The sequence below is a fragment of the Serratia sp. 2C06 genome, from assembly GCF_050037615.1.
Classification (GTDB): domain Bacteria; phylum Pseudomonadota; class Gammaproteobacteria; order Enterobacterales; family Enterobacteriaceae; genus Serratia; species Serratia ureilytica.
This window is the reverse complement of sequence record NZ_CP188299.1, coordinates 2,794,259-2,820,333: the sequence shown is the minus strand read 5'-3', so window position 1 is coordinate 2,820,333 and position 26,075 is coordinate 2,794,259. Positions and strand designations below refer to the sequence as shown.

Genomic DNA, 26,075 nt, shown 5'->3' with positions numbered 1-26,075 from the left:
AGTTACGCCAACAGGCCATCAAGGATTGCCGCGTCGTCAGTGATCGCAGTGAGCGTCACCAGTTGGGAAAGCGTCAGTTCGTGCGGCTGCTCAGGGTTCAGCTTATTGCGTAGCACCTGCGGCGAGACATTCAGCGCCGGGGCCAGCTCTGCCAAGTTGTAGGCCTGAGCGAATCGGCGGCAAGCGCTGCTTAAGTGTGAGTGTTTGGACGTTTGGTAATCAAACATAGCGGTTTCCCTCCCCCTATCGCAAAATCGAACTATGCCGTAGCAATGTCGCAATTTGAGAGAGCATCAACGGTCAACTGCGCAATGTTGATCATGACTTTTTCGCGTTTTTTATCTTTACGTAGGCGATGGCGAGGCAAACGCCCATCGGCCAACATGTCATTGATAGTATCCTCAGCCAAACCAGTAAGTTCGCTGTAGCGCTCTATAGTGACATGAGGCGTGATCAGAGTGATTGAAATGTTAGGTCGCATAGTGCAACATTCCTTTTCATTGGCTTGTGGCGAGCCGTAGTTATTAGTGATTACATGTGAAGTTTCCCAAAGCGAACTTCATGGCGAACATTAAGATCGCAACGGGAATCTTTCAATCTTTTTTGTTCGACTTGAAGAACTTTATGGATTTCAAAACCGGAGGGCGTGAGGTCATTAATCGCCTGATCGAGGCATATGGCTTCACTACGAGACAAGCACTTTGTGACCATTTGGGTGTTTCAAAAAGCACTCTTGCTACTCGTTACATGCGTGATATTTTTCCTGCGGAATGGGTGATTCAATGTGCCTTAGAGACAGGGGTATCTTTGTCTTGGTTAACGACAAAATCTGGCCCAATGTATGAACCATCAAAGATAGATGTCATTTCAGTACCTCGTCTGAAACTTATCGATGGCAAAGCGTATGAATCTGACATGTATTTTTTTGATACAGCCTTTCTCCCTAAAGAAATTAAAAAACCGGTAGCTATAATTGATGGTGAAAGTATTTACATAGCTGAAAAAAAATTCAGCGAGGTGACTGATGGCAAATGGTTAATAAATATAGAGGGAAAAGAAAGCATAAAAGACATAATAAGAATCCCTGGAGGGAAAATACGCATACATGATGGCAAATTCCATTTTGACTGCAATATTTCAGATATAACCCCAATGGCTGTAATTAAAAAATCTTATATGTCAATATAACCCTAAAAAAGGAATGATTGATGGAGTTTTTAAAATTAATACTGGACTACATGCGCTGGCCCGCAACACTAATAATAATATCCTTTATATTCAGAAAACCACTAATAAACCTAGTAAATAAACTAGAAAAACTGAAATATAACAATGGAGGCTCAACACTTGAAGCAATAATCTTCCCCACTGAGGTAAACTCGCAAACAACAGTAATAGCGCCCACAACTAACCCCACTGAAAAAAAAGCAATTGACAGTACTGATGATGACAAAGAGGAAAAAAGCCATTGGATTTTTGAAACATCCAAGGAGTTAGAAAAAGGCAATGTAGAACAAGCAAGGGAATTATTTTCAAAAGCAAGAGAAGGTATAGCATCAGAAAAAGAATTATTTTTAGATAAAGCATTCTTTCTTTATATGGCATATGACAGGACAAATAGGACTGAGATACTAGATGAGTTAGAGCGACATATTACCAATGCTAAAACTGAAGAGCAAACAACGGGAGCAACATCTTGGTATATTAGTTGCCTTGAAATCAAAAAACAATATAAACCTGCGCTAATTTTATTGTCAAAACAACTGGAAACACTAAAGGAATCAGAGCAAATAACTATTACAATAGTTAATCTTGCTGGAATACACTTATCGAATTCAGAGTATGATAAAGCAAAAGAAATAATAACAAAACGCTTGCAGGATAATTTAAACGATATTGAATATTATCGCCTGTATAATAAACTAGCCGAAGCAGAGGAAAAACTGGGCAATGAAAAGCTCTCTACCCTTTGCCAAGATAAAGCATTGGAATATAAACCAGATGATGAGGACTCTTTTCTTAACACTGCATACAAAGCCAGCAAAAATAATTTGCTAGCTATTGAACTGAGCAACTACGATACATTAACAACTATAAACCCTAAAAACAGCTTAGCTCTGAATAATATGGGGGTATCAGCTGGAACAATAAAATTAAATTCGGTTTCTGCGCGATATTTTGAAAAATCGAGCATTTTAGGCAACACTTTAGCAATGGCTAACAAGGGCAATAAACTCTATGAATCTGGCTTACTTGATGCTGCAGAGGAAATTGCCAACAAAGCGTTAGAAAAAGACAATCCTCATGAGAACATTTACAAACTACTTAAAGACATAAGAACAAAAAGAAGTAGCGAAAATGAGAAATGGCAAGAAAGCATTGATAAAGCATTTCGCATTCAAAAGAAATTAAGGTTATACACACATGCTTTCTACATTAATGACAACCAAATAAACTTGGTCGGCAGTTGGTTGTTAAATAAAACCATAGAGGTCACACTAGATAAAAAGGATGGGAAATCATTTAGCATTGAGTTTGACAATGGTTCTAAAAAGATAAACATAGTTGGTACAATAGATAATTTATCCCTCACTGGAGTTTATATTGAGAAAGACATAAGCAATGAGGTGACAACCTTATTAACAAGTAACAAAAACAAAAACTTCCTTATTTATGGGTATTATGATAAGGATGAAGAAAAGTTGCTTCTATTCCCTCAGAATTTTGATGATGAACTTGATTTTTCTTTAACAAGAAAGTCCTAAGTAACGGTATATGTGTGACTTAGATAGATAATACATTGATAACTGTTTTTATATACAGTTAAATGTAGCTCACTTTGATGGAGGGCTACAATGACAGTTCGGAAACAATCATCCGGTAAGTGGTTATGTGAGTGCTACCCTGCTGGCCGTGAAGGCCGCAGGGTACGTAAGCAGTTCGCAACCAAAGGTGAAGCCTTAGCGTTTGAACGCTTCACTATGGAGCAGGTAGACAATAAGCCGTGGTTAGGCGAAGCAATTGATCGCCGTAAACTGAGTGAAGTCGCTAAGCTATGGTACAACCTACACGGACAATCCCTTACCGCTGGTGAACGTACCTACAAAAAACTATGCCTTGTGATCGAAGCCCTACGCGATCCCCCTGCTACAACCTTCACCGCAAAAGACTTCGCGCATTATCGTGATAAGCGTCTGTCCGGTGAAATCTACTTTTCTGAGATCAATCTTGAACAAAGCTACCTAAGCGACATGTTCAGCGAGCTGGCGCGGCTAGGTGAGTGGAACCAGCCCAATCCGTTGGAGAACATGCGCAAGTTTACCGTTACAGAAAAAGGAAATGGCGTGGCTGACGCACTCACAAATCACAGAGCTGTTTGCAGCCTGCAGTAAAGGCGATTCGGATTTGCCTCTTGTGGTCGAGGTGTGTCTCAGCACCGGCGCTCGTTGGCGAGAAGCGGAAAATCTCACCCGGTCACAGATAACACCGCATAAAATCACGTTCATCCGAACCAAAGGCAAAAAGAACCGCAGCGTTCCGATCAGTAAAGCACTGTACAAGAAGTTGATAACTCGGGGTGATGATCGTCTATTCAGCGAATGCTATTTTCGCTTTATGGCCGCGCTCGAAAACACCAGCATTCAATTGCCCAAAGGCCAGCTAACCCATGTGCTACGCCATACCTTTGCGGCGCACTTTATGATGTCTGGCGGCAACATTCTGGTATTGCAACGCATCCTCGGCCATCATGATATTAAGATGACAATGCGCTATGCTCACCTTGCGCCGGAGCACCTCGAAACCGCCCTGCAATTCAATCCGCTGGCGACTATGCCAGGTGGCGACAAAGTGGCGGCATAGGTTGGCAATCCCCATATTTCCTCCCCCTTCATCGGTATAAAAACTCTTTATAAAACAAATAACCTATTGATTTTATTATTGTAGTGAGGAAATCGGTTTTTTTGTTGCCTGAAGCAGCCCGCAACACCCGCTGTCGCGGCCTCGTCGTCAGGCATAAAGCATCCTATCTCTGAGCGTCGCTTACACCAGCATCCCTATCAATGTGCAGGTTTCAACATAGAAACGCTGCTTGTGGGTTCGCCACTGTTCAAAGAGATGGCGTCACAAACGGGACTTAACAACAGCACTCTCGTCGCCGTCGGCTGGGTGCTCTTTGGTGGCTCATTCCATCATCTTCCTGTATATCATAACGTCATGTTACTGCACTGGAAGAAGACCAGCATTGTCCCCCATGATAGTCGAGACTATCTAATTCACCTGTTTTATTTTTTCTTTAATTTTAATTAGTTTCTTTATATACGCATTGCTCTTATCCCCTTTAGCTATTTCCGCAGAAATCAGCGAGAGGAAGCTGTCATTAAAATCATCTTTGGCTAATGGATTAGCTCCATGAGCCAACAGAACCTCAATGTGTTCTGGGCAACTGTTATACAGGGCATTAATTAATGGCATTCGGTTCATAGCGCCTTTGATATCAACATCAACTTGGTATGCAATTAACATCTTTAATGTTTCTGTGTTCGCCGCATCAAAACTTTCAAATATAATGGGTTGATTATGAACCTTATCTCTGGCATTTGGAGAGAGCCCGCCCTCTAACATAGCTTGTATCCATACGCCTTTATTCGCCTTCATAACAAATTCAGCTGGGCTACTCCCTCCCTCAGCTCTTGGCTGCAGTGGGTCTGCTCCCGCCTTAACCAGATCCGTAATGATCTTGAGCCGCTCTGGCGTGTTCTTGTCAAAGATAGCGTTGTTTATCGCCCAGAATAGCAACGTCATCTCCGCCTTGCCCGGACGATTTAACGTTTCTTTGCTTACCGTCGGTAACATCGCATTCAGCTTCTGTCTCTCGCCTTCGTAGATAGTTTTGGCGATGGCCAGCTGCGTCCCTTCAAAATAATCTTGTGGCTGTAGATCCCTACCTTGTTCGCATCCCTGCATCATGAGCATCGACAGCAACATGATAATGATAAGAGCCCTGTGCCTCATGCCATCTCCATTTTAAGCGTAACCACGGTTCAACTTTGCTTTTTCACCGTATCAGCATCCCTCTATGCCCTTGAATACTGAGAACGGCTTATTTACTGACAGGGAGAGGTGGCCATTTCCCACCACGCTTAATTAGCTCGTCTTTGATGCGCTCAAGAGACGCTTTCGCCTCACTACCGTCCGGGCTTCTATTAATCAGCCGTTGTAGTTGATTACCCATCGTCCAACCCGAGTTGCCTCTTATATCACTATCGGCGCCTTTTTCTAATAGAAGAATGACGTGGTCATAGGAGTGATAATCTAAAGCATCGATGAGCAGCGTATCACCCAATGAATTTCTTATATTTATATCAGCGCCATGCTCCAACATGACCTCTAATGTCTCTGTATTTTTTGCAAAGATGCTATTGAATATAATGGGTTGATTATGAACCTTATCCTTAGCATTTGGAGAGAGCCCGCCCTCTAACATAGCTTGTATCCATACGCCTTTATTCGCCTTCATAACAAATTCAGCTGGGCTACTCCCCCCCTCAGTTCTTGGCTGCAGTGGATCTGCCCCCACCTTGACCAAATCCGTAATGATCTTGAGCCGCTCTGGCGTGTTCTTGTCAAAGATAGCGTTATTTATCGCCCAGAATAACAACGTCATCTCCGCCTTGGCCGGTCGATTTAACGTTTCTTTGCTCACCGTCGATAAAACCTTATCCAGCTTTTGTCTGTCACCCTCGTAGATGATATTGGCGATGTCCAGCTGCGTCCCTTCAAAATAATCTTGTGGCTGTAGATCCCTACCTTGTTCGCATCCCTGCATCATGAGCATCGACAGCAACATGATAATGATAAGAGCGCTGTGCCTCATGCCATCTCCATTTTAAGCGTAACCACGGTTCAACTTTGCTTTTTCACCGTATCAGCATCCCTCTATGCCCTTGGATACTGAGAACGGCTTATTTACTGACAGGGAGAGGTGGCCATTTCCCACCACGCTTAATTAGCTCGTCTTTGATGCGCTCAAGAGACGCTTTCGCCTCACTACCGTCCGGGCTTCTATTAATCAGCCGTTGTAGTTGATTACCCATCGTCCAACCCGAGTTGCCTCTTATATCACTATCGGCGCCTTTTTCTAATAGAAGAATGACGTGGTCATAGGAGTGATAATCTAAAGCATCGATGAGCAGCGTATCACCCAGTGAATTTCTTATATTTATATCAGCGCCATAATCCAACATGACCTCTAATGTCTCTGTGTTCTTCGCAAGAATACTTTTAAATATAATTGGCTTATTGTTGACTTTATCTTTTGCATTAGGAGATAGCCCCCCATCTAACATGGATTTTATCCAGATTCCCTTATCTGCTTTCATAACAAATTCAGCGGGACTACTTCTCCCTTCCGGCCTTGGCTGCAGTGGGTCTGCTCCTGCCTTAACCAGATCTGTAATTATCTTAAGCCGCTCTGGCGTGTTCTTGTCAAAGATAGCGTTATTTATCGCCCAGAATAGCAACGTCATCTCCGCCTTGCCCGGTCGATTTAACGTTTCTTTGCTTACCGTCGGTAAAACCTTATCCAGCTTTTGCCTGTCACCCTCGTAGATGATGTTGGCGATGTCCAGCTGCGTCCCTTCAAAATAATCCTGCGGTTGTAAATCCATACCTTGTTTGCACCCCTGAATGATGAGCATAGACACTAGCATCGTGATAATGAGTATGATTTTTTTCATATTCGTCCCTTGATTGTGGCAATGTCATCGTCTTTCTCATTTTCAATGCATTGTATCGCCTGGTCTATACCGTGCTTATCCAGCAGTGAACCTGTTCCACCGGGAAGCGTGTGCTTTACTCCCACGGCGTCAGGCGCCAACATGGACAACCGCTCTTTCGCCATCACCGCCGGGGGATAAAATTTAAGGTCTTTGGCATCTTCCCACAAATCAACCTCCTGCAGCTTGGTCAACAGCTCCCCTTTTACGCGATACGCCTGAATATTATCGGCGCTGCCTATTATAGAGCCACCGTATTTTTCGACGGTTCCCGCATTCAGGCCTGCTGCATTAAACGTCCAAGCCGGTTTGCCGCTGGCTATGGAGGTCGCAGAGGCCATACCGCCTCCTAATGAATGACCCGCAACGTCAATATTTGATACTTTCGAAATTTTATCGCCAATTATAACGGCTTGTTTATAGTATTCAGAATTAAACCCCAACCCCTGAGCGCCGTTATTTGACCAGTCACTCAGGTTTTTAATCCCTGACAAATCGCCGTTCAATAACGCTTTCTGGGCAGCCTTGCTTATTCCCTCCGGGAACTCGGGCGCACGCGATCCGCGGAACACCACCGTCGGGTTCATCGCTTTGCCAAAGACCTTCTCATCAGGCTGATAAACCCGAGCCAGAAAGCCCGGCGTATCCTCATCGTCATAGAGCATATCTTTGCTTAAACCGAGTTGACCCAGCGCCCCATCATTGTTACTGATATCCTTCCAGCCTTCAGGGATGTCTATCGTGTCCTTGAGCGGGTTAGTGGTCTTATAGACATTCTCAGCCAACTTCGCCTTTTCGACCGCGATGTTGTTCTCCGCCAGGCGCTGTGCCGCCAGGCGCGCATCCGGGTAAATGCTGCGGTTGCCTCTCCCTATCAGGTACTGGCGTTCTTGCCAGCGTTCTGCCTTGGTCAGTGGACGGATGGCCTGCACCGTGGCGGCAACGGTTGCCACTGCGGTCGCGATGGCTTGTTGCAGAGGGGGATTCCGGGTCGTACTCTGCCTCGCCGGCAGCACCGTCGGTTTTGCCCGGTGGCCATAGCGGCTGACCATTTCTTCATAGCGGGCGATCACGCGCCCGGTAGGATAAAAGGCGGGAAGAGAGCTGCCTGGGTAGCGCTGTAATCGGCCTTCCGCGTCGACGTAAAAGGCATATTTCGTCGGCGTCCAGGTGCCGATTCCCTGATCAATCGCCAGCAAGCCGCCCCGGTTGATCTCATCGAGTACGCTGCGCTTCATAGCCACGTCCTCACGATAACCGGTGACGCCAATCCCGGATTGAGTATTGCGGGTAATAGGATACCGGCTGCTTATCGATATGCCGGCTGCGCCGCCGAACAAATAGTGCCGTTCCAGCTCATGCCGCGCTGCTGTCGGGTTAAGTATCCTGGAAAAGCTTTCCGGCGCCGTGTGTTCAGAGGAGAAATGAATCAGTTTCATACGGTGCCTGCCCACTCGCAGGGTTCCGTGGTCGGCACAGGCGCACCATCATCAAGCAACTCGCCAGGTGTGCGGCTTTTACGGGGCTCGTCGAGCGTTAGCGAACGATAACGCATTGGATATCCTTATCTTCTGTGTCATTCCATTAATAGGGAATGCGCAAAATTATCACACTTCAGTAAAGATTTCTTTGCTCTATTTCTATACGCGCGCATCCTCTCCCATCCATGCAGCTGCGTGCTTCCTGTGCCCTTGTGAAGAGGTATTGACTTGCGTATTTCGTTGCCATGTCGCGCCTAAAAGCCACGTCCGAAAGCAATCAGTCGAGTGTCAAAGATGCGGGAATGATAAGGAGACAGGAAGGAGAAAGGCTCCGCCAACCGGGAATGGCCAGCAGAGCGGCGTCAGGCGGCGGTTATTTCTGCTCAGCCTGGCTTACGGTGTCTTCGGCTTTCCAGATGCGGTATTTCACTTCCGCGTCTTTCGGCGCATACACCACGATCGGCAGGCGGCTGTTGTAGCGCTGCATCGCGGCGTCGCCCAGGTTGGCGGCGATGAATTTCTTGGTCTTGGTATTGTCCGGGCAGGCCATCATGGTCGAGGCCGGTTCAGACAGCTTCTCCAGCACCAGGTAGTCGTAACCCCAGCCGGACAGGGTTTTGGTCTCCAGCGTGCCGCCAATCATATGGCGGTTGCAGTCCACTTCCAGCGTCTTGCCGATCAGCAGTTCTACCTTGTAGTTCTCTTCGTGCTCTTGCTTCGGCAGGTAGATCACCTGGCGATTCATGCCCTTCTCGGCTTTCGGGTAAGGCGCGACTTTTTCCAGCGGCTGTTTGCTCATGTCTGCGTCATCGCCAGAGGTCGCCGCCATAGCGCCAGCGGAAACGGCCATCAGCAGGCCGGAAAATACAACGGATGCCTTGTTCATGTTTTATCCCTACACTTTGTCAAATAATCCGACTATAAACTAATACACTACCGCCAAGCCCGCCACAGGTTTAATCTTCTTTACAATAGGCAATCAATAGTGACAATCGCCTGATATAAACCGTTAAGCGGAGCAATTAGCCAGCACACCCTCGGGTTAAGACGAGAAAAACAAGCGATTACCTTCGCACAAGCGGGTGTATCAGATAGGGTTTTCTTGCCGGCGGACTAAGGTTTTCTTAAGACAGAATTATTACAGTGACGTCATTCAATCCTGTCACCGAGCCTGCGCGTGAATCCAGAATCGTCATTAAATCAATCCTCAACGACACCGCAAATTAAGACAACCGCCCTTTACTCCCTGTCGACATCCTTTTACCGTTGGCAGGTTTTTGGCCTGCTGATCAGCGGTCTGGCGTTTCTGTGGCTCTCCCGCAACGAACAGCTGGATTGGGCGATCAGCAACTATTGGTACGATGCCGCCAGCGGGCATTTCCCGTGGCAAAACAATTATTGGCTGGATCTGATCAATCACCGCCTGTTGAAACAGATAGTGATCGTAGGCGCGGTGCTGACGCTGTTTTGGGGCATCTATCGCCGCAGCGCGCGCCTGATCGTGACCATGCTGCTGATTGGCATCGGCCCGCTGGTGGTGGGCATTCTCAAAGCCACCAGCGCGCACTCCTGCCCGTGGGATCTGATTGAGTACGGCGGCAAAGCGATGTCCTTCCCGCTGTTCGGCGCGGTACCGGCGCTGCCGGGCCCCGGCCGCTGTTTCCCCGGCGGGCACGCCTCGAGCGGTTTCGCGGTGATGGCGTTGTTTTTCCTGTTTTATCCGCAGCGTCCGCGCCTCGCCTGGTGGTGTTGGTGCGGCGGCATCGCGCTTGGCATGGTGATGGGCTTTGGTCAGATCATGCGCGGCGCACATTTTCTTACCCATAACCTGTGGGCGGGTTGGTGGGTTTGGTTAAGCCAGTTGGCTATTTATTGGACGGTTAGCGGCTATTGGCGCCGCAAGACGAGGTAACGGTTATGGAACAGTTGAACCATTTTCTTTTCGCCTGGATCAATGCGACTCCGGCGTCTCCCGAATGGATGATCGATTTCGCCACCTTTTTGGCGCGCGATCTGATCATCATCGTGCCGCTGCTAATCGTCGGTCTTTGGCTGTGGGGGCCGCAAAGCCAGCTGGTTTCGCAACGCCAGGTGGTAGCAAAAACCACTATCGCGCTGCTGTTCGCCATGCTTGCCGCTTCCGCTATCGGCGCGCTGCTGCCGCATGAGCGCCCGTTCGTCGCCGGCGTTGGTTATACCTTCCTGCCACACGCGCCGGACAGCTCGTTCCCGAGCGATCACGGCACCGCCATCTTTACCTTCGCGCTGGCGTTCCTGTTCTGGCACCGCGTTTGGTCCGGCGTGCTGCTGATGATCGTCGCCGTCGGCATCGCCTGGTCACGCGTTTACCTCGGCGTGCACTGGCCGCTGGATATGGTCGGCGGTTTCCTGCTCGGCCTGGTGGGCTGCCTGTTCGCCCAACTGGTGTGGAATCTGTTCGGCGATGTCATCGCCGACAGGCTGTCGCGCCTGTATCGTTTCCTGTTCGCCTTCGCCATTCGCCGCGGTTGGGTGAAAGAGTAACCGCACAACATGACAGGGGCGTTACCGCCCCTGCTTATTTCACACCACGCCGGTGGTCACGCAGAACGCCCGCGTTTTTCCCGCTCCCAGCATCACTCCCTCACCCTCTGGCGCATTCGGGCGGCAGTTTGCCGGCTGGATAAAGGAAAGCAACTGCCGGTTGCCCTGAACGGCGATGCGCCGGAGACCATAGTTGAATTGCCCGGTGGCGAAACGCGTTACATAGCGCCGGCCTTGCGGCGCCAGCATAAAGAATTCGGCTCGGTCCACGTAGCGAGACAGATCCTCGGAACACAGCAGTTCCTGCCCGAGCGCCTCCCCCAACAGCGCCGGCGTCGGCAAGTTTTGGCGGAATACCGCGTCGGGAATGCAATCGTAGTTGAGGCGGCACACATAGCGCAGCGGCTGCGGCCGATCGGCCAGATTGGTGACTTTCATCTCAATGGCGAACTGCGCGCTCTGCGCCGCCAAACGCAGCGCCGGGCCGATGCGCCATCCCTCGCCCAACCGCTCGCCTTCGCCCTGCAACGTCAGCTCGTCGCCCGCCAGCTGCAGCCACACGCGTTGCATCTGGAGCGATGCGCCGTCGTGACTCGGCCAGGCGGGGCAGAACGCGGCGACATCATCGCGCTTTCTTCCGGCGCCCCGCCCGCTGCGGCGGCCCGATTTCAATGAGTAACCGTCAAATTCAGCATCCCAAATCGCCAGGCCCTGATACGGCAAGACCGTCAGTGCCCCGCGCCGATTCGCCAGCGTCAGCATTGGCCCGCGCTCTGCGCAGCGATGGGCGCTCACCGCGAAATCCGCATTGCGGAACAGCGCCTGCCGATGCGCCCCGAACGCGGCAGGAACCAGATCAATGTTGATTTTCATCGTTTTCCCTCGACATTTCGCCCGCGCAGGCCGCGAGCGGCCGCTGAAAATGTTATTTAAATAACAAACAAACCTCCCCTAAGTTATACATATAACAGTGAGATAACTATGATCTCGTCGACATTTTTCAAATCCCGCTAGGTTTACCCGCATTGTAATGTTATTATTTTCACATCCTCTATCAACGCTCTTTTCTCAACTTCATTAAGGAACCGCGATGACCTCCGAAAACATCGATTACGCCCGCTATGTCGACCACACCCTGCTGGCCATGGACGCCACCGAAATGCAGATCGCCAAACTGTGCGAAGAAGCCCAGCAGCACAACTTCTATGCGGTGTGCGTCAACTCCGGCTACGTGCCGTTGGCAGCCCAGCTGCTGCAGGAAAGCACCGTGAAAGTCTGCTCGGTGATCGGTTTCCCGCTGGGTGCCGGCCTGACCGTCGCCAAAGCCTTTGAAGCCAAAGCGGCGATCGCCGCCGGCGCGCAAGAGATCGATATGGTGATCAACGTCGGCTGGCTGAAAAGCGGCCTGCTGGACGAAGTGAAAGCCGACATCGCCGCCGTGCGCGAGGTTTGCGCGGCGATCCCGTTGAAGGTAATATTGGAAACCTGCTTGCTCAGCGATGCGCAGATCGTCCAGGTTTGTGAAATGTGTCGCGAACTCGATGTCGCCTTCGTTAAAACCTCCACCGGCTTCAGCACCGGCGGCGCTCGGGAAGAGCACGTCAAACTGATGCGCGAGACGGTGGGCAGCGAAATGGGCGTGAAAGCTTCCGGCGCCGTGCGCGATCGCGCCACCGCCGAGAAGATGATCAAAGCCGGCGCCACGCGTATCGGCACCAGCTCCGGCGTTGCCATCGTATCCGGCGCGCAGGCGGCGGCTGGCAGCTACTGATCGTCGGCGCGCCTTGACGGGCGCAGCCAATACACTCCGATGCGGGACAATACGGGCGGCCGATGCGGCCCGATATTGCCCCGCATCGTTGTGTTTAGCGCCGGAAACGGCGGCACGCTTTTTTACCTCTACTACCTGTGGGAAGACGGATCTATGGAAACGCGGCGCGAAGAACGTATCAACCGGTTAGTTCAGGCGTTAAAACGCGCTGACAAGATCCACCTGAAAGAAGCCGCCGCGCTGCTGGGGGTCTCGGAGATGACCATTCGCCGCGATCTGAGCGCCGAGCCGGCGGCGGTGGTGCTGCTCGGCGGCTATGTGGTGACCGATCCGCGCAGCAACGGCGTAACCAACTACTTCGTTTCCGATCAAAAAGCCAAACAGGTCACGGAGAAACGGCGCATCGGCCTGCTGGCGGCGCCGTTGATCAATGAAAACGACACGGTGTTTTTCGACTGCGGGACCACTACCCCGACGATCATCGACGCCATTGCCGACGAGCTGACCTTCACCGCCGTGTGCCATTCGCTGAACACCTTCCTGGCGCTGCAAGACAAACCGAATTGCAAGGTGATCCTGTGCGGCGGCGAGTTCAAACCGAACAACTACATCTTTTCCAGCGTCGGCGGCCGCAATGAGCTCGATCACATCTGCCCGAACATCGCCTTTATCTCCGCCGCCGGTCTCAGCCTGCGGCACGGCGCCACCTGCTTCAACTTCGACGAACTGGAGATGAAGCATCGCGCGATGGCAATGGCGCAGCAAAAGATCCTGGTGGCGGATCACAGCAAGTTCGGCAAAATCAAGCCGGCCTGTATCGGCCCGCTGACGCAGTTCGATCGGGTGATCACCGATCGCCAGCCGGACGCCGACTTCATGGCGTTCTTCAACGATAACGCCATCGCTACCCGCTATTGATCCCCCTTCAGCGCCGTCGGAAACGACGGCGCGCCGCTGAAATCTCTCTTTTCCCACAGCCCGCGATGAACAAATAATGCGCAATCGATACGCATTTTTCGCTTATCCTCACGCAACATCAGGTTAATAAAATGCAACAGGTCACCCGAGTGATTATTTTCTCTCTGGTCAAACCTGCTTTCAGCTGGATGAATTAACGACTATTTATGGCTTTTATATGATAAATCGCGCCAAAGACCGGGATGTTTAAATAAACGGCCGGTTAGGCTATTGCAGCAAATCTCGCCAATACCTGTTAGCTATCTGTTATTTATATGATGAATGGTTACGCATTTTTATCCGCTAACCACGTAATTAATTTCCCTTCGTTACTAGCGGTGATTTTCAATTAAAATCCTTTAAAAACAAATCAATACAGCTCATTTGACTTAAAAATACAATGTGATCTACGTCACTAAAACTGCTTAATCCGGGTTTTTAGCTAGATCCAAAACCACGCATAAAATATATTGCTCGGCTTGCTGCTGAGCACAGCGCTTTATCCGGCTGATTATTGTACAAGCCGCATAATCGCAGAAATTTTTATGAGAGCGTTCTCAGCACAAAATCTTACACAAATGTGCAACAAATGCGCGAAAAATCGATGAAAAAGCAGATAACTGCACACATTACGCATTTGAGAGCAGGATCACGGTTGTTTCTACTGTAAATCGTTATCTTGCCGCCAACAAAAATCGACAGGCAAAGACCTGTCGGCAGCGGTAACGACTTTTATCACCCCGTGGCGGTGAAAAGTCTTTGGTGAATTACCCGGCGCTGTGCCTGAGGTAATGAACACAATAAACAACCAGGGGGACGCCAACACATCCCCGCAAGCAACACCTGATTCTTACCGCAAGCGTTGCCTGAATAGGACGTTTGACGGTTTAACCTTAAGTTTTGCCTTTTAATTTTAAATTCGTGTTCACTTCGGAGATATTTATGGACACTACACAGACCGGCACAATTGCCTCTGCGGCTTCGGGTTCCAGCACTACCTGGCGTAAAACGGATACCATGTGGATGTTGGGCCTGTACGGCACCGCCATCGGCGCAGGCGTCCTGTTCTTGCCAATCAACGCCGGCATCGGCGGTTTGATTCCTTTGATCATCATGGCCATCATCGCTTTCCCGATGACCTTCTTTGCCCACCGCGGCCTGTGCCGTTTCGTTCTGTCCGGCAAAAATCCCGGTGAAGACATCACCGCCGTGGTAGAAGAGCACTTCGGCATCACCGCCGGTAAACTGATTACTCTGCTGTACTTCTTCGCCATCTACCCGATTCTGTTGGTTTACAGCGTGGCGATCACCAACACCGTCGACAGCTTCATTACCCACCAGTTGGGCATGACGTCGCCGCCGCGCGCCATCCTGTCGTTGATCCTGATCGTCGGCCTGATGACCATCGTGCGCTTCGGTGAGCAGGCCATCGTGAAAACCATGAGCATCCTGGTCTTCCCGTTCGTGGCGGTGCTGATGCTGCTGGCGGTATACCTGATCCCTAACTGGACCGGCGCCATCTTCGAAAACGTGTCGCTGTCCGGCAGCGGTACCGGCATGGGTCACGGCCTGATCATGACCCTGTGGCTGGCAATCCCGGTGATGGTGTTCTCCTTCAACCACTCGCCGATCATCTCCGCCTTCGCCGTCGCCAAACGCGAAGAGTACGGCGCAGACGCCGAGAAGAAATGCTCCCGCATTCTGGCTTATGCACACATCATGATGGTGCTGACCGTGATGTTCTTCGTGTTCAGCTGCGTGCTGAGCCTGACGCCGGAAAACCTGGCGGAAGCCAAGGCGCAGAACATCTCGATTCTGTCTTACCTGGCCAACCACTTTAACAACCCGATGATCGAGTACATCGCGCCGGTTATCGCCTTCGTCGCCATCACCAAATCGTTCCTGGGCCACTACCTGGGCGCCCGTGAAGGCTTCAACGGCCTGGTCGCCAAGTCGATGAAGAGCCGCGGCAAAACCGTCAGCACCGCCAAGTTGAACCGCATGACCGCTATCTTCATGCTGGTGACCACCTGGATCGTCGCCACCCTGAACCCAAGCATCCTGGGCATGATCGAAACCCTGGGTGGCCCAATCATCGCCATGCTGCTGTTCCTGATGCCGATGTACGCCATCCGTAAAGTGCCTGCCATGCGCAAGTACAGCGGCCACATCAGCAACGTGTTCGTGGTTGTGATGGGTCTGATCGCCATCTCTGCCATCGTGTTCAGCCTGCTCGGCTAATCACGCCCGGCCGGCGCCGCTTGCGCGCCGGCCCTCCCGCACTCCCCCATTTCCCGTATTCACCGCCTGAAACCTGAAGAAGGAGGCGAGACCATGGTCAGCGTTTTCGATATTTTCAAAATCGGCATCGGCCCATCCAGCTCCCACACCGTTGGCCCGATGAAGGCCGGCAAACAGTTCGTCGACGAGCTGATCGCGCACCAGCAGTTGCAGGACACCACCCGCGTGGTGGTCGACGTCTACGGTTCGCTGTCATTGACCGGTAAAGGTCACCACACCGACATCGCCATCATCATGGGCCTGGCCGGCAACCTGCCGCACGATGTGGACATCGACAGCATTCCGGGCTTTATTCGCGACGTTGAGCAACGCGGCCGCCTGCCGCTGGCCAACGGCCACCACGAGGTGGATTTCCCGCTGCACGGCGGCATGAACTTCCACAGCGACAACCTGCCGCTGCATGAAAACGGCATGCGCATCCGCGCCTTCGCCGGTGAACGCCTGCTGCACAGCAAAACCTATTACTCGATCGGCGGCGGTTTTATCGTCGACGAAGAGCACTTCGGCCAGTCCGCCGAGGGCGCCACGCCGGTGCCCTATCCATTCAAATCAGCGCACGATCTGCAGCAGCATTGCAAGGAGACCGGGCTGTCCTTGTCCGGCCTGGTGATGCAAAACGAGCTAGCGCTGCGCAGCAAGGCGGATATCGACGCGCATTTCGCCGATGTCTGGCAGGTGATGAGCGCCGGTATCGAGCGCGGCATCAACACCGAAGGGCTGCTGCCCGGCCCGATGAAAGTGCCGCGCCGCGCCGCCGCGCTGCGCCGCATTCTGGTGACCGGAGACAAGAACAATATCGATCCGATGAACGTGGTCGATTGGATCAACATGTTCGCGTTGGCGGTCAACGAAGAGAACGCGGCCGGCGGCCGCGTGGTCACCGCGCCGACCAACGGCGCGTGTGGCATCATCCCTGCGGTGCTGGCCTACTACGACAAGTTCATCCGCCCGGTGAACGCCAACTCCTACACCCGCTATTTCCTGGCGTCCGGCGTGATTGGCGCGCTGTACAAGATGAACGCCTCGATCTCCGGCGCCGAAGTCGGTTGTCAGGGGGAAGTGGGCGTGGCCTGTTCAATGGCGGCGGCCGGGTTGACCGAGCTGCTCGGCGGCAGCCCGGCGCAGGTGTGCATCGCGGCGGAGATCGCCATGGAGCACCATTTGGGGCTGACCTGCGATCCGCTCGCCGGCCAGGTTCAGGTGCCGTGCATCGAACGCAACGCCATTTCCGCCGTTAAGGCGGTCAACGCCGCACGCATGGCGATGCGCCGGACCAGCGAACCGCGGGTTTGTCTGGATAAGGTGATCGAAACCATGTACGAGACCGGCAAAGACATGAACGCCAAATACCGCGAAACCTCACAGGGCGGGCTGGCGATCAAGGTCGTGGCCTGCAACTGATCGCCACGGCGAGGCACTTAAGGCGCCGGCCGGTGTGACTTGGCCGGCGCCGTTTCAATAGCGATCCTTTCCTGCCGCAATGCCGGGCTGAATGCCCGCACGAAGCCCCACAGCCCCGGGACGAGCGCTGTGCCGCAGCCAGCCGTAAAGTTCGGCATTACGCCGGAATCCCATTTTGCGCATGACGCTCATCTTGTGATTGCTGACCGTCTTCACGCTAATATCCAGCATCCGGGCGATTTGCGTGACTCCCATCTCCCGCGTCATGCAGCGCATGATCTCTTGTTCGCGCAACGTCAAGCCCCGGTGTTGGCATGCGCAGTTCCTGCCACAGCTCAGTCTGCCCGGCCATTTGCTGCGCCGCTCCAGCTCGGCGCTCACCTGATACAGCGCCGAAACCAACGGCATATCGTGGTAGATGACGCCGGCCTCCAGCGAGCAGCGGTTACCGACGGTGCGTTTATGCCGTCCCTCCGGCGTTCGCAACGAGAAATACAGCGTTTTACGCCCCACGGGCTGCGCCTCAGAGAGGTGACAAAAACAGCTTTGCACGCCGGGAGGAAAATAGCAGAACACCAGATCGGCTTCATGAGCCTGCCGCGCATCCACTAACAGCGTGCGCTTGCCGTAAGTGCTGAAGTGCAGCGCCAGAGCCTCTTGCCAACCGGCGCTGAAGTATCGATTCTCATCAAATAACGCGATTTTTATCATCGTGTTCATCCCTGCCCTCCCGCCGTGTCGGCTTCCCGTTTAACCGCCTGGACGCCCTTTGCCGGCGCCTGGCTGTTGTCGATGCGCAATTCATAAACCATGGTGGCGTTGGGCGGCACCTTCGGCGGGTAGCCGGTTTCACCGTAGGCCAGCGCCGGCGGCACGACCATCGTCAACGAGCCGTGGTTGTGCAGATGACTTATCGCCTCCCGGAACAGCGGCGGGTATTCGGACAGCGGTTGCGACAGCACCTTGCCGCTCAGATCCATATCCTGGATCACCGTGCCGTCGGTCAGCTTCTCTTTCACCACAACATCGACCACCGCCGTTGGCGCCAGCGCCCCCTCCCCGGCATAATCCACCCGATACCAGAAGCCCATCGCCGACTGCTTTACGCCCTTTTGTTGACTGAACTGCGTCAGGTAATCGTCATCGCGCCGCCGCTGCTGGTTAACGCGTTTCTCACGCGCGGCCACGGCGGCGGCATCCGCCTGCGCCGTCAACGTATTCAGTTCCTGCGGCGACAGCTGCAAACGTCCCGACACGCTGTCGATAACGCCCGCCAACAGGCTGTCGCGATCCACCGGCACGCCCCAGCTTTGACGCTCCGTCATCAACCCCTGAATATCCCGCCCCAGCGCACTGCCCGCCGCATAGGACAAACGCTTGCGTTCATCCTTCAACTGCTCCGGCGTCATCTCCCATTGCAGCCGCTTACGCAACGCCAGCAGGTCTTCGCGCGCCTGCTGAGTCGCCTTCTGCTCACCGGCCCGCTTCTGCTCGCTTTCTTCCAACGCGGCGCGCAGAGCGTGCAACGCCTCCTGGTGCTCGCGTTGGCGTTGTGCAAGCGTTTGTGCCGATGCCTGCGCGGCAGACTCAAGTTCGGTGACGCGCCGTTCGGCCTGCGCCGCCGTCGCTCTGCTTTTGGCGGTTTCCTGCGTCGCCTGACGCAACAGCGCCTCGGCGCGCTGCGCGTCGGGCGAACCACGCCAGGCGGCGCCCAGCCCGGCGATCCACTGTTGAAGCGTTGACGAGTCCGGCAACGCCGCGACGGGTGGCGCCGCTTTCTCCGCCCGCAGCGCGGCGAGCTCCTGGCGCAGCGCCGTCAGCGCCATTCGCTGGCGCGCCAGCTGTTGATCGCGCGCCAATAATTCCTGGCTCAGCGTAAACGTTTTGGCCGGTGAGGCGGATTGGCTGTTGTCCGACAGGCGCTTCGCCGGCTCACGCTTTTTTTTCCCTGACTCACGGTCGTCCGGCGCCGTTTTTTCGGTCGCCGGACCGATATTCTGCCGTTGATACTGCTCGGCAAACTGCAGCAGCGCCGGCACGCCGTCGTCCGCTTGCGCGACGCCGGTGAACAGCAAAGCGACACAGCCCAGCAGACGCAGCCTCATTTAACCTGCTCCCCGCGATCCGCCAGCCCGGTCAACACCGCCTGATTCACCCCGGCACACAGATAGTTGACCTTGTAGCGATACAGCGCATCCACCGTCTCCTGCGTGTCACCGTTTACCCGGGCGCGCAGGTTGGCGTACTGGGAAGCGCCGCTCATCAGGCTGTCGAACGCCTGTTTGTAGCGCTGATACTGTTTCTCGTTGATCGTGCGCAACGCGCCCAGTTGCTCCTGACACTGCCGCAGTTGCTCGGCCTCACGTTGCTTGCGCAACACCTCTTCTGACGGAGGTTGCGCAGCCTGATTTTGGGTGTTCACGGCAGGCTTGCCCGGCTTTTGGCTTTGGCAAGCGGCGGCGCTCAACGCCAACAGGCACAGCATCCCCATGCGCAGGGCGTGATTGACGTGCTTTCTCATCATTGCGTTTCTTGTCCTTGTAGGCGCTTATTCGTATTCCAACGTGAAGGTGGCCACCGCGCTGAAGGTGCCGCGGCCGATGGACTTCGTCTGGATGGCTTCCGGCTCTCCCTGCACATAGGCTTGCAGCGTGAGTGTGGTGTTGCCGGCGTTCAGACGGAATTTATCGCTGGCGCGATTGAGCGGCAGCGCCTTGCCGCTGCTGTCCTCCAGCCCGATGCCGATCCCCGACGCCAGGCTGCCGACATCCAACGCCAACAGCCCGGGCAGTTTGGCGTTCTCAGTACCGGTAAACGTAATGGCCACCGTATTGCCCAGGCTGAGATCGCACTCGGTCAGGTGCAACGCGAAGGTTTGGCTGTGGGTGCGAGTATTCAGGTACAGGTATTTGTCGACGATGGTGCCGAAATCCAGTTGGATGTCCTCATCCCCCGGTTGTATGACACACGGCTCGGCCACCAGCGTACCGTGAAAGCGCATGTTTTCCGCCGCAGCCGCCGGCTGCGCCATCATGCCGGCCAGCATCACCATGCCGGCTCCCAGCAGCGCGCTTCGGCGCCGGTTCGTCTCTGTCGCGCGCATGACGCCACTCCCTTTGGTTATGCTTGCGCCTGCCAGGCGCAAGCGGCGTATTAGTCGTAATAAAGACGGAAATCGATCGCCGCGCGGTAAGCGCCGGCGCTCAGCGTCGCCGGAGTGCGCACCGGCGTCACCGTATACGTCAGGGTGTTTTGTCCCGGCGTCAGCAATACCGGTTTGTTGCGCGCGCCGAGGCGGACCGGCAGACCGCGGGCATCCGCCAACTGCAACCCCAAACCGGTGACGCCGGCGACCCTGACCAGACCCGGCGCGTCGTCATCCGTCGGCGCGGAAAACGCGACGGACACCGCAGGCTGGCTGCCGCTCCAGGCCAGAACCCCGGTCCAGGCGTCGCGGTTGCTCGCCGGCGCCCGCAGGCAGTCTTTCAGCGTCAGCTCGAAGGCGACCGGCGTGCCGCGATCGCCCGGGCGCTGGAAGTGCGCCGTTCCCGTCTCGCCCAGCCATACCTCCTGGCGGGCGGTGGTCATTTCCAGGCTGCAGGCGCTTTCCGTTAACGCGCCGTAGACGTGGAGCGTGCCGTTCGCCCCCTCAACGTCCCAGTTATCCACCGCGCGGGCCGGCGGCATCAGCATCAACATCGTGCCCGCCGTCAGCGGCACCATCAGCGCGGCCAACACCGTCAGGCCAATAGTGTGTCGCTGATGACGTTCATAGGCCTTTCCCAACAGCATGGGGTTCTTTCGTTGCATGATTCGTTCACTCCGCTGTGTTCATGACTTGGTCTTCCCTGCTTGCGCGCGGCGCGTCATTTGGCGACCGGCACGACCTGGCAGGCATTGCCGGCGCAGCGGAAGTTCAACTGCGGCCGACCACCGTAATCGTTGATGTACGCCAGCGACGGGCCGCTGCCGAGGCTCGCGGCTGAGACGTTCAGCGAGGCGCTGGCCTTCGGCGCCACCATCAACGGTTCAAAGCCGGCGGCCCCTTTCCCGCCCTTGCCGGCGCTCGCCTCAACGATCGTCACGTAATACGGGGTCGGGTTGTTCACCACGTACTTGTCGCCCTGCCGGGTCAGCGTCAGCTGCTCCTGCCACGGTGCGGCGTTCTTTTTCGGGGCGAGCGCCGCCGGGCGATAAAACATTTTGATGCGCGTCTGCAACGCTATCTGCAGCGTGTTCGGCTTATTGCTGCGCGGCGGGATCTCGCGCAGGTTGAAGTAATACAGCGTCTCCCTGTCCTGCGGCAGCTGACGCGCCGCCGGCAGCGACTGGATCTTCACCTGGCTCGGTTTGCCCGGCTCCACCCGCTGCACCGGCGGCAGCACGGTGAAAGGGCTTTGGATCTTGTTGCCGCGATCGTCTTCAATCCACCCCTGGGCCAGATAGGGCAATTGCTTATTCTGATTGCTGATGTTGAGGCTGACCGTTTTCTGGTCGCCGTCGAAAATCACGCGCGTGCGATCCAGCGCGATAGCCGCATGGGCGGGCAGGCCGATCGCGCCGATCGTCAACGCGGCGGCGAGCGAGCTCAAAAGGGAAACGGTCTTTCTGGTCATAGTCAGATTCATCATGTCTTCACGGTTCCAGTCAGCCGAAGGCGGGCGATTCCGCCCCGGCGGTTTAGCGGCGAAGCACGCTCCGCCGGGGGTATCAGTTGGCGTTCTCCGCCGGCTTGTTACCGGTGAGAGGACGGCAAGGCAGCAGCAACGTGTTCATCAGCATTTCGGCCGGCAACGGCGCCGGCAGCTGGATTTCACACTGCGCCGCGCCGTTCCAGTGCACGCTCATGCGCTCGCCGGGGTTGAGGCCGGACAGGTAAACGCTGCCGCCGTCATTGATGATGCCGGTCTCCTGTTTGCGGGCATTCAGCACCGTGGCGCCAAACGGCGGCTCACTGCCGTCCGCCAGCTTGACGATCGCCATCGCCTTCTCGCCGGCAATCACCTCGAACTTGCGGTAGCCGATGGCGCCTTCGGTCAACGTGGCCTGCACCACGGAACGCGTCGCCTCGACGTTGTCGCCCAAGCTGTTGAGATCGATGCTGGCCTTGTTGCGGTAGTAGCTGTTCACATCCGCCACCACCGCCTTGCCGTAACGGTTGGTCAGCACCGTACTGCCGTAGCCACGCACCGGCACGCCGGCGACGCCTTCGGTATCGAGCAGCAAGCGCGTGCCGCCCGGCGTATTGACGCGATGCAGCACCGCCCCTTCCGCCGCCATCGTCAGGCCGCCCTGCGCGCCAATGCCGACGGCGCTATAGCGGCCGGCCTGGTAGCTGGCGTTGGCGTTGATCTGCGCCATATCGCCCTGATGGCTGTAATACCCGCTGGCGGTCGCCCCACTGCGCGCGGCGCCCGCGCTGATCTGATAGTTGTTGTGTTCATCGACCCGGTTGTAGTAACCGACCCGATGGGCGTTCTCTTCGCGATCGAGCGTCATGTTGTAACTGAGCGTCCCGGCGCTGCCCCAGGGCAGCGACAGCGACAGGTACATCCCGTCGTCGTTGCGCTCGTTGTAACGGTTGCGATAGGCCGACAGCGATACGCTGACGTTCTTGAAATCGCCGATATCGAAGTAGCGCGATACCATCAGGTTGTAACGATCGTTCGGCGCCCGATCCCAATAGGTTTGGTGGCTGTAGTTGAGATAGGTGCTGAGCCCCAGATCGCGGAACTGTTTGTTGAAGGTAATGGTGTACATCTCCTTGCTCTTGCCGCTGCGTCCCCCTTCGTAACGCGCATCGAGGTAGTCCCCCATGCTCATGAAGTCCTCCTGGGAGAAGCGGTAACCGGCGAAGGTGACCTGGCTGTCGTATTCATCGAAGTTCTTCGAATAGCTCAACCGATACGAACCGCCGGTAAGCGTGCCCTCCTGCGGCAAACGCGCGCGCGACTGCGTGGCGTCGAACGACAGCGCCCCCAGCGCCATCAGATCGCGCCCGATCCCCAGCGACAGCGCGTTGTAATCGCCGCCGGCGATGCCACCGCCGTACAGCGACCAGCCGTTGCTGATGCCCCAGGAGAACTCGCCGGTGCCGAACATCGGCCCGCGCAGGTGATGCCCCCACTCCGACGGTTTGCCCGTCGCCAGCTTGTAACGCACCGTGCCCGGGCGCGTCAGGTAAGGAATGTTGGCGGTGTTCATCTTGAACTCCTGCACACTGCCGTCCTGCTCTTCGACGCGCACGTCCAGCTCGCCGGAAACGGCGTCGTTGATGTCCTGAATGCGGAACGGCCCCGCCGCCACTTGCGTTTCATACAGCACGCGCCCTTGCTGGCTGACCACAACCTTGGCGTTGGTTTTCGCCACGCCGGTCACTTCCGGCGCATAGCCGCGCAGGTTGGGCGGCAACATGCTGTCGTCGGATCGCAGACTGACGCCGGTAAAGCGCAGGCTGTCGAAAATGTCGGAGTTCAGGTAATCCTCCCCCATCGTCAGCCGCGAACGCAGCGCCGGGATCGCCCGATAGGCGTAATAGCGGCTCCAGTCGAACTGTTTGTCAGTCGGCTGAGAAGATCCGGTCTGGTGGTTGAGGTTGGCCTGCCAATCGGCGCGCAGGCGCCAGGCGCCCAGGTTGGCGCCGCCGGTGCCGTTGCCGCTCAGGCTGTAGCTGCTGCCGCCTTTCTGGTGCTTTTGCGTTTGGGCGTTGACGTTATAGTCAAACAGCAGCCCGGGAATACCGTCATCCCAGCGAGAAGGCGGATCCCAGTTTTCCGAGCTGTACTCCAGATAGGCCTGTGGGATGTTGAGATACAGCGCGGAACTGGCGAGATCGCCGCGCGCTTCCATCCCCGCCAGACTGGAGGCGTCAAGGCAGCGGCCGCCGTGTGTCCAGTTAAGCGTGCTTAACAGCTTTTCTTTCAGCCCCAGTTGGTTGACCAATGCCGGTGAAAGACAGGCTTCACTGCCTTTAGGATCGTTCTCAGGCGCCAAAAACGTCACCGGCTGTTCCGGCAGGTCGTTCTTATTGACGTGCACCACCATGGTATAAACGCCCGGCATGATGTAGCCGCTGCGCGTAAATTGGCTCAGATCGATATTTTTACGATCGTTGATGTCTAATACGTCAGTATTGAATTGAATAACGTCGGCGGCATAGACCAACGCGATCGGATTTCCCAGAGAAAGGGCAACACAGAGCCCCAAAGCTTGAAGACGAAATAACTTCCCTGCCGGTGAAAGCATAATAAAAGTCCTTTCAATAACGAATTAACCGTCAGTACGAGAAAAAATCAAAAATAATCCAGCTTAAAACGCACTGTGGAAAAATACGCTCCCGCCTTCAACGGCTGATGATTCGGCATCAACGTCATGGAATAATTCAGCACTCTATTTCCCGGTATTATTCCTTCCATCGGTAAGGGTTTCCCTGGAATAACCGGCGTGCCGTTGCTGTCTTTTATCTTCAATGCGACGCCGCGCGCCTCGCCCTGTACGCCAAACAGAGCGCCTTCCGCATAACCATCAAACGTGACCTGAAAGAATTTCCAATCAGGTTTGTTTTCCGGCCGTTCCAAAATGCAGTTGACCAATTCAATACTGAAAGGTTTGGTCATCCCCTGGCCGTCACGAATGATCTGCCCGAGAGGAAGAGTGTCCATATCGATCGTCTGATCGCGGCTGCCGGCGGCAATGGCGCAGGCGGTGTCGATAATGGCGCCGTGCATACTGACCTTGCCCCACCCCTGCGCGGCGGAAGTTGCATAGCCGGGCGCAAACGCCAACGACGCCAAAAGAACGGCACCCGCTCGATTCCTTGGTAAAAACATCGCGACATTCCTTTGACAGGGAGATTCACCAGGCATGCGGCGAACCCCATGCCTGGTTGATTAAGCCTTCGGACTCACTTACTGATAAGCCAGGGTGAAATCGGCTACGGCGGTGAAGTCGCCCGGAACGATGGCGGCGGAAGCGCCTTCGCCCTGCAGGTAGGCGGCGAAATGCAGGGTGTTGTTGCCGGTGTTCAGAGTCTGCGCGGTAGTCGCTTCACCCAGTTTGATCGGCTGGCCGTTGTAAGAGATGGCTACGCCGGCGCCGCTGGCGGTGCCCGCGATGCCCAGCAGATCCTTATCGGTAGACGATGCTACGCCGCTGAAGGTGGTTTTAACGGTTTTCAGGGTGGTGATGTCGCACTGCTCCAGCTTGATTTCAAACGGACGCGGGTTGGATTTGCCGCCGTTTTTCAACGCCACGTTGGACACCTGGCCCAGATCAACGGTCTGATCGATCGACTCAGGCGCAATAGAGCATGGCGCATCAATAATAGAGCCCGTGAAGGTGACCTTACCGTGTCCCTGATCGGCTGCCTGTGCAAAAGAACTTGCGCCAAATGCAATCACTGCAGCCATCATGATTTTGTTAAGTTTCATAGAACCTATATTCCTTATAAGAAAAAATGCATATTCCAATCAAGAAAAAGAGCAACAGGAAACCTGCTCGCGCTTATATGTGCGCAGCCCTGATTCTTTAGCATCTTGCTAGTTGGTTAACTGCCAAAACCCAAAGGCACCGACAATAAAAAGTCGATAACGGTAAGTCTGCAGCGGCCCACCCATTAATGAATTCGTCCTATAAAAATAAACGAAATCACAACGAGCATGGGCCAATACTTTCTAATCCGCCCTTCTTGTCCGGCGATGAATATTCTGGCAAATGCCTCTCAGCAAAAAAAGGCTTTTTTTGATCAAGGCGAACATTCGCAATTTATTTCCTAATTAAAGTTAATTTACTGTTATTTTTAGGCTCATAGATCGTAAAAAATACTTTTATAGAGCAATATCCTGTTTTTGCGAGATTCACAAGTAA

General features: G+C 54.4%; 25 protein-coding genes and 1 pseudogene. 9 read left to right on the top strand and 17 right to left on the bottom strand.

What is annotated here, in order from left to right:
- Nucleotides 1–2: 2 nt before the first annotated feature.
- On the bottom strand, nt 3–227 hold the full coding sequence (locus ACP3TA_RS13915) for a phage regulatory CII family protein (protein WP_426784317.1): 225 nt from the start codon (nt 225–227) through the stop codon (nt 3–5).
- 32 nt (nt 228–259) lie between these two features.
- On the bottom strand, nt 260–481 hold the full coding sequence (locus ACP3TA_RS13910) for a regulator (protein ID WP_100396482.1): 222 nt from the start codon (nt 479–481) through the stop codon (nt 260–262).
- A gap of 143 nt (nt 482–624) precedes the next feature.
- Here ACP3TA_RS13910 and ACP3TA_RS13905 point away from each other — a divergent pair, with 143 nt between their 5' ends.
- The 3 genes and pseudogenes from ACP3TA_RS13905 to ACP3TA_RS13895 all read left to right on the top strand — a co-directional run bounded on the left by ACP3TA_RS13905 (nt 625) and on the right by ACP3TA_RS13895 (nt 3,861).
- Nucleotides 625–1,188 carry a phage repressor protein CI gene (locus ACP3TA_RS13905; protein ID WP_426784643.1) on the top strand — a complete coding sequence of 188 codons (564 nt, stop codon included), beginning with the start codon at nt 625–627 and terminating at the stop codon, nt 1,186–1,188.
- Between the two features lie 20 nt (nt 1,189–1,208).
- The gene (locus ACP3TA_RS13900) at nt 1,209–2,765 is read left to right on the top strand and encodes a tetratricopeptide repeat protein (protein WP_426784315.1); all 1,557 of its coding nucleotides are present in this window, start codon (nt 1,209–1,211) and stop codon (nt 2,763–2,765) included.
- 90 nt (nt 2,766–2,855) lie between these two features.
- Nucleotides 2,856–3,861 (top strand): annotated as a pseudogene (locus tag ACP3TA_RS13895) (phage integrase).
- 408 nt (nt 3,862–4,269) lie between these two features.
- On the opposite strand, the gene ACP3TA_RS13890 reads toward ACP3TA_RS13895, so the two are convergent.
- The 5 genes from ACP3TA_RS13890 to eco all read right to left on the bottom strand — a co-directional run bounded on the left by ACP3TA_RS13890 (nt 4,270) and on the right by eco (nt 9,143).
- Nucleotides 4,270–5,013, bottom strand: coding sequence for an ankyrin repeat domain-containing protein (locus ACP3TA_RS13890; protein ID WP_116403732.1), 744 nt, complete (start codon nt 5,011–5,013; stop codon nt 4,270–4,272).
- Nucleotides 5,014–5,101: 88 nt separating this feature from the next.
- Nucleotides 5,102–5,875 (bottom strand): ankyrin repeat domain-containing protein, encoded by a 774-nt coding sequence (locus tag ACP3TA_RS13885; protein WP_426784314.1) that lies wholly within the window; start codon nt 5,873–5,875, stop codon nt 5,102–5,104.
- A gap of 88 nt (nt 5,876–5,963) precedes the next feature.
- The gene (locus ACP3TA_RS13880) at nt 5,964–6,737 is read right to left on the bottom strand and encodes an ankyrin repeat domain-containing protein (protein ID WP_046686750.1); all 774 of its coding nucleotides are present in this window, start codon (nt 6,735–6,737) and stop codon (nt 5,964–5,966) included.
- Nucleotides 6,734–8,215, bottom strand: coding sequence for a phospholipase A(1) (locus tag ACP3TA_RS13875; RefSeq protein ID WP_047572087.1), 1,482 nt, complete (start codon nt 8,213–8,215; stop codon nt 6,734–6,736). The genes ACP3TA_RS13880 and ACP3TA_RS13875 overlap by 4 nt, the downstream gene beginning before the upstream one ends.
- A gap of 415 nt (nt 8,216–8,630) precedes the next feature.
- Nucleotides 8,631–9,143, bottom strand: a complete 513-nt coding sequence (eco, locus tag ACP3TA_RS13870; protein ID WP_033642514.1) for a serine protease inhibitor ecotin — start codon at nt 9,141–9,143, stop codon at nt 8,631–8,633.
- Between the two features lie 291 nt (nt 9,144–9,434).
- On the opposite strand from eco, the gene ACP3TA_RS13865 reads away from it, so the two are divergent.
- Both ACP3TA_RS13865 and ybjG read left to right on the top strand, forming a co-directional pair.
- Nucleotides 9,435–10,169 carry a phosphatase PAP2 family protein gene (locus ACP3TA_RS13865; RefSeq protein WP_033642513.1) on the top strand — a complete coding sequence of 245 codons (735 nt, stop codon included), beginning with the start codon at nt 9,435–9,437 and terminating at the stop codon, nt 10,167–10,169.
- A 5-nt stretch (nt 10,170–10,174) separates the two neighbouring features.
- Nucleotides 10,175–10,780: an undecaprenyl-diphosphate phosphatase gene (gene ybjG / locus ACP3TA_RS13860; protein WP_033642512.1), complete on the top strand. Its 606-nt coding sequence runs from the start codon at nt 10,175–10,177 to the stop codon at nt 10,778–10,780.
- 39 nt (nt 10,781–10,819) lie between these two features.
- Here ybjG and ACP3TA_RS13855 read toward each other — a convergent pair whose 3' ends face one another.
- Nucleotides 10,820–11,653: a hypothetical protein gene (locus ACP3TA_RS13855; RefSeq protein WP_033642511.1), complete on the bottom strand. Its 834-nt coding sequence runs from the start codon at nt 11,651–11,653 to the stop codon at nt 10,820–10,822.
- 217 nt (nt 11,654–11,870) lie between these two features.
- On the opposite strand from ACP3TA_RS13855, the gene deoC reads away from it, so the two are divergent.
- The 4 genes from deoC (at nt 11,871) to ACP3TA_RS13835 (ending at nt 17,210) form a co-directional block, all read left to right on the top strand.
- The gene (gene deoC / locus ACP3TA_RS13850) at nt 11,871–12,551 is read left to right on the top strand and encodes a deoxyribose-phosphate aldolase (protein ID WP_033642510.1); all 681 of its coding nucleotides are present in this window, start codon (nt 11,871–11,873) and stop codon (nt 12,549–12,551) included.
- Nucleotides 12,552–12,704: 153 nt separating this feature from the next.
- Nucleotides 12,705–13,469 (top strand): DNA-binding transcriptional repressor DeoR, encoded by a 765-nt coding sequence (gene deoR, locus ACP3TA_RS13845; RefSeq protein WP_042784074.1) that lies wholly within the window; start codon nt 12,705–12,707, stop codon nt 13,467–13,469.
- Nucleotides 13,470–14,450: 981 nt separating this feature from the next.
- On the top strand, nt 14,451–15,749 hold the full coding sequence (locus ACP3TA_RS13840) for an HAAAP family serine/threonine permease (RefSeq protein ID WP_033650641.1): 1,299 nt from the start codon (nt 14,451–14,453) through the stop codon (nt 15,747–15,749).
- Nucleotides 15,750–15,842: 93 nt separating this feature from the next.
- Nucleotides 15,843–17,210, top strand: a complete 1,368-nt coding sequence (locus ACP3TA_RS13835) for an L-serine ammonia-lyase (RefSeq protein ID WP_033642507.1) — start codon at nt 15,843–15,845, stop codon at nt 17,208–17,210.
- Nucleotides 17,211–17,264: 54 nt separating this feature from the next.
- On the opposite strand, the gene ACP3TA_RS13830 is transcribed toward ACP3TA_RS13835, so the two are convergent.
- The 9 genes from ACP3TA_RS13830 to ACP3TA_RS13790 form a co-directional block, all read right to left on the bottom strand.
- Nucleotides 17,265–17,930 (bottom strand): response regulator transcription factor, encoded by a 666-nt coding sequence (locus tag ACP3TA_RS13830; protein WP_069100894.1) that lies wholly within the window; start codon nt 17,928–17,930, stop codon nt 17,265–17,267.
- Nucleotides 17,927–19,315, bottom strand: a complete 1,389-nt coding sequence (locus ACP3TA_RS13825) for an FKBP-type peptidyl-prolyl cis-trans isomerase N-terminal domain-containing protein (protein WP_047024964.1) — start codon at nt 19,313–19,315, stop codon at nt 17,927–17,929. Before ACP3TA_RS13825 ends, ACP3TA_RS13830 begins: the two co-directional genes overlap by 4 nt.
- Nucleotides 19,312–19,734 carry a hypothetical protein gene (locus ACP3TA_RS13820; RefSeq protein ID WP_046686746.1) on the bottom strand — a complete coding sequence of 141 codons (423 nt, stop codon included), beginning with the start codon at nt 19,732–19,734 and terminating at the stop codon, nt 19,312–19,314. Before ACP3TA_RS13820 ends, ACP3TA_RS13825 begins: the two co-directional genes overlap by 4 nt.
- A gap of 24 nt (nt 19,735–19,758) precedes the next feature.
- Nucleotides 19,759–20,313: a fimbrial protein gene (locus ACP3TA_RS13815; RefSeq protein ID WP_069100896.1), complete on the bottom strand. Its 555-nt coding sequence runs from the start codon at nt 20,311–20,313 to the stop codon at nt 19,759–19,761.
- Between the two features lie 50 nt (nt 20,314–20,363).
- Nucleotides 20,364–21,002 (bottom strand): fimbrial protein, encoded by a 639-nt coding sequence (locus ACP3TA_RS13810; RefSeq protein ID WP_047572095.1) that lies wholly within the window; start codon nt 21,000–21,002, stop codon nt 20,364–20,366.
- Between the two features lie 74 nt (nt 21,003–21,076).
- Nucleotides 21,077–21,841 carry a fimbria/pilus periplasmic chaperone gene (locus tag ACP3TA_RS13805; protein WP_089191437.1) on the bottom strand — a complete coding sequence of 255 codons (765 nt, stop codon included), beginning with the start codon at nt 21,839–21,841 and terminating at the stop codon, nt 21,077–21,079.
- A 79-nt stretch (nt 21,842–21,920) separates the two neighbouring features.
- Nucleotides 21,921–24,455, bottom strand: coding sequence for an outer membrane usher protein (locus ACP3TA_RS13800; RefSeq protein ID WP_074446877.1), 2,535 nt, complete (start codon nt 24,453–24,455; stop codon nt 21,921–21,923).
- 47 nt (nt 24,456–24,502) lie between these two features.
- Complete coding sequence (locus ACP3TA_RS13795; RefSeq protein ID WP_033642500.1) at nt 24,503–25,039, bottom strand: fimbrial protein; 537 nt, start codon at nt 25,037–25,039, stop codon at nt 24,503–24,505.
- Between the two features lie 78 nt (nt 25,040–25,117).
- Complete coding sequence (locus tag ACP3TA_RS13790) at nt 25,118–25,639, bottom strand: fimbrial protein (protein WP_025302212.1); 522 nt, start codon at nt 25,637–25,639, stop codon at nt 25,118–25,120.
- Between the last annotated feature and the right edge of the window lie 436 nt (nt 25,640–26,075).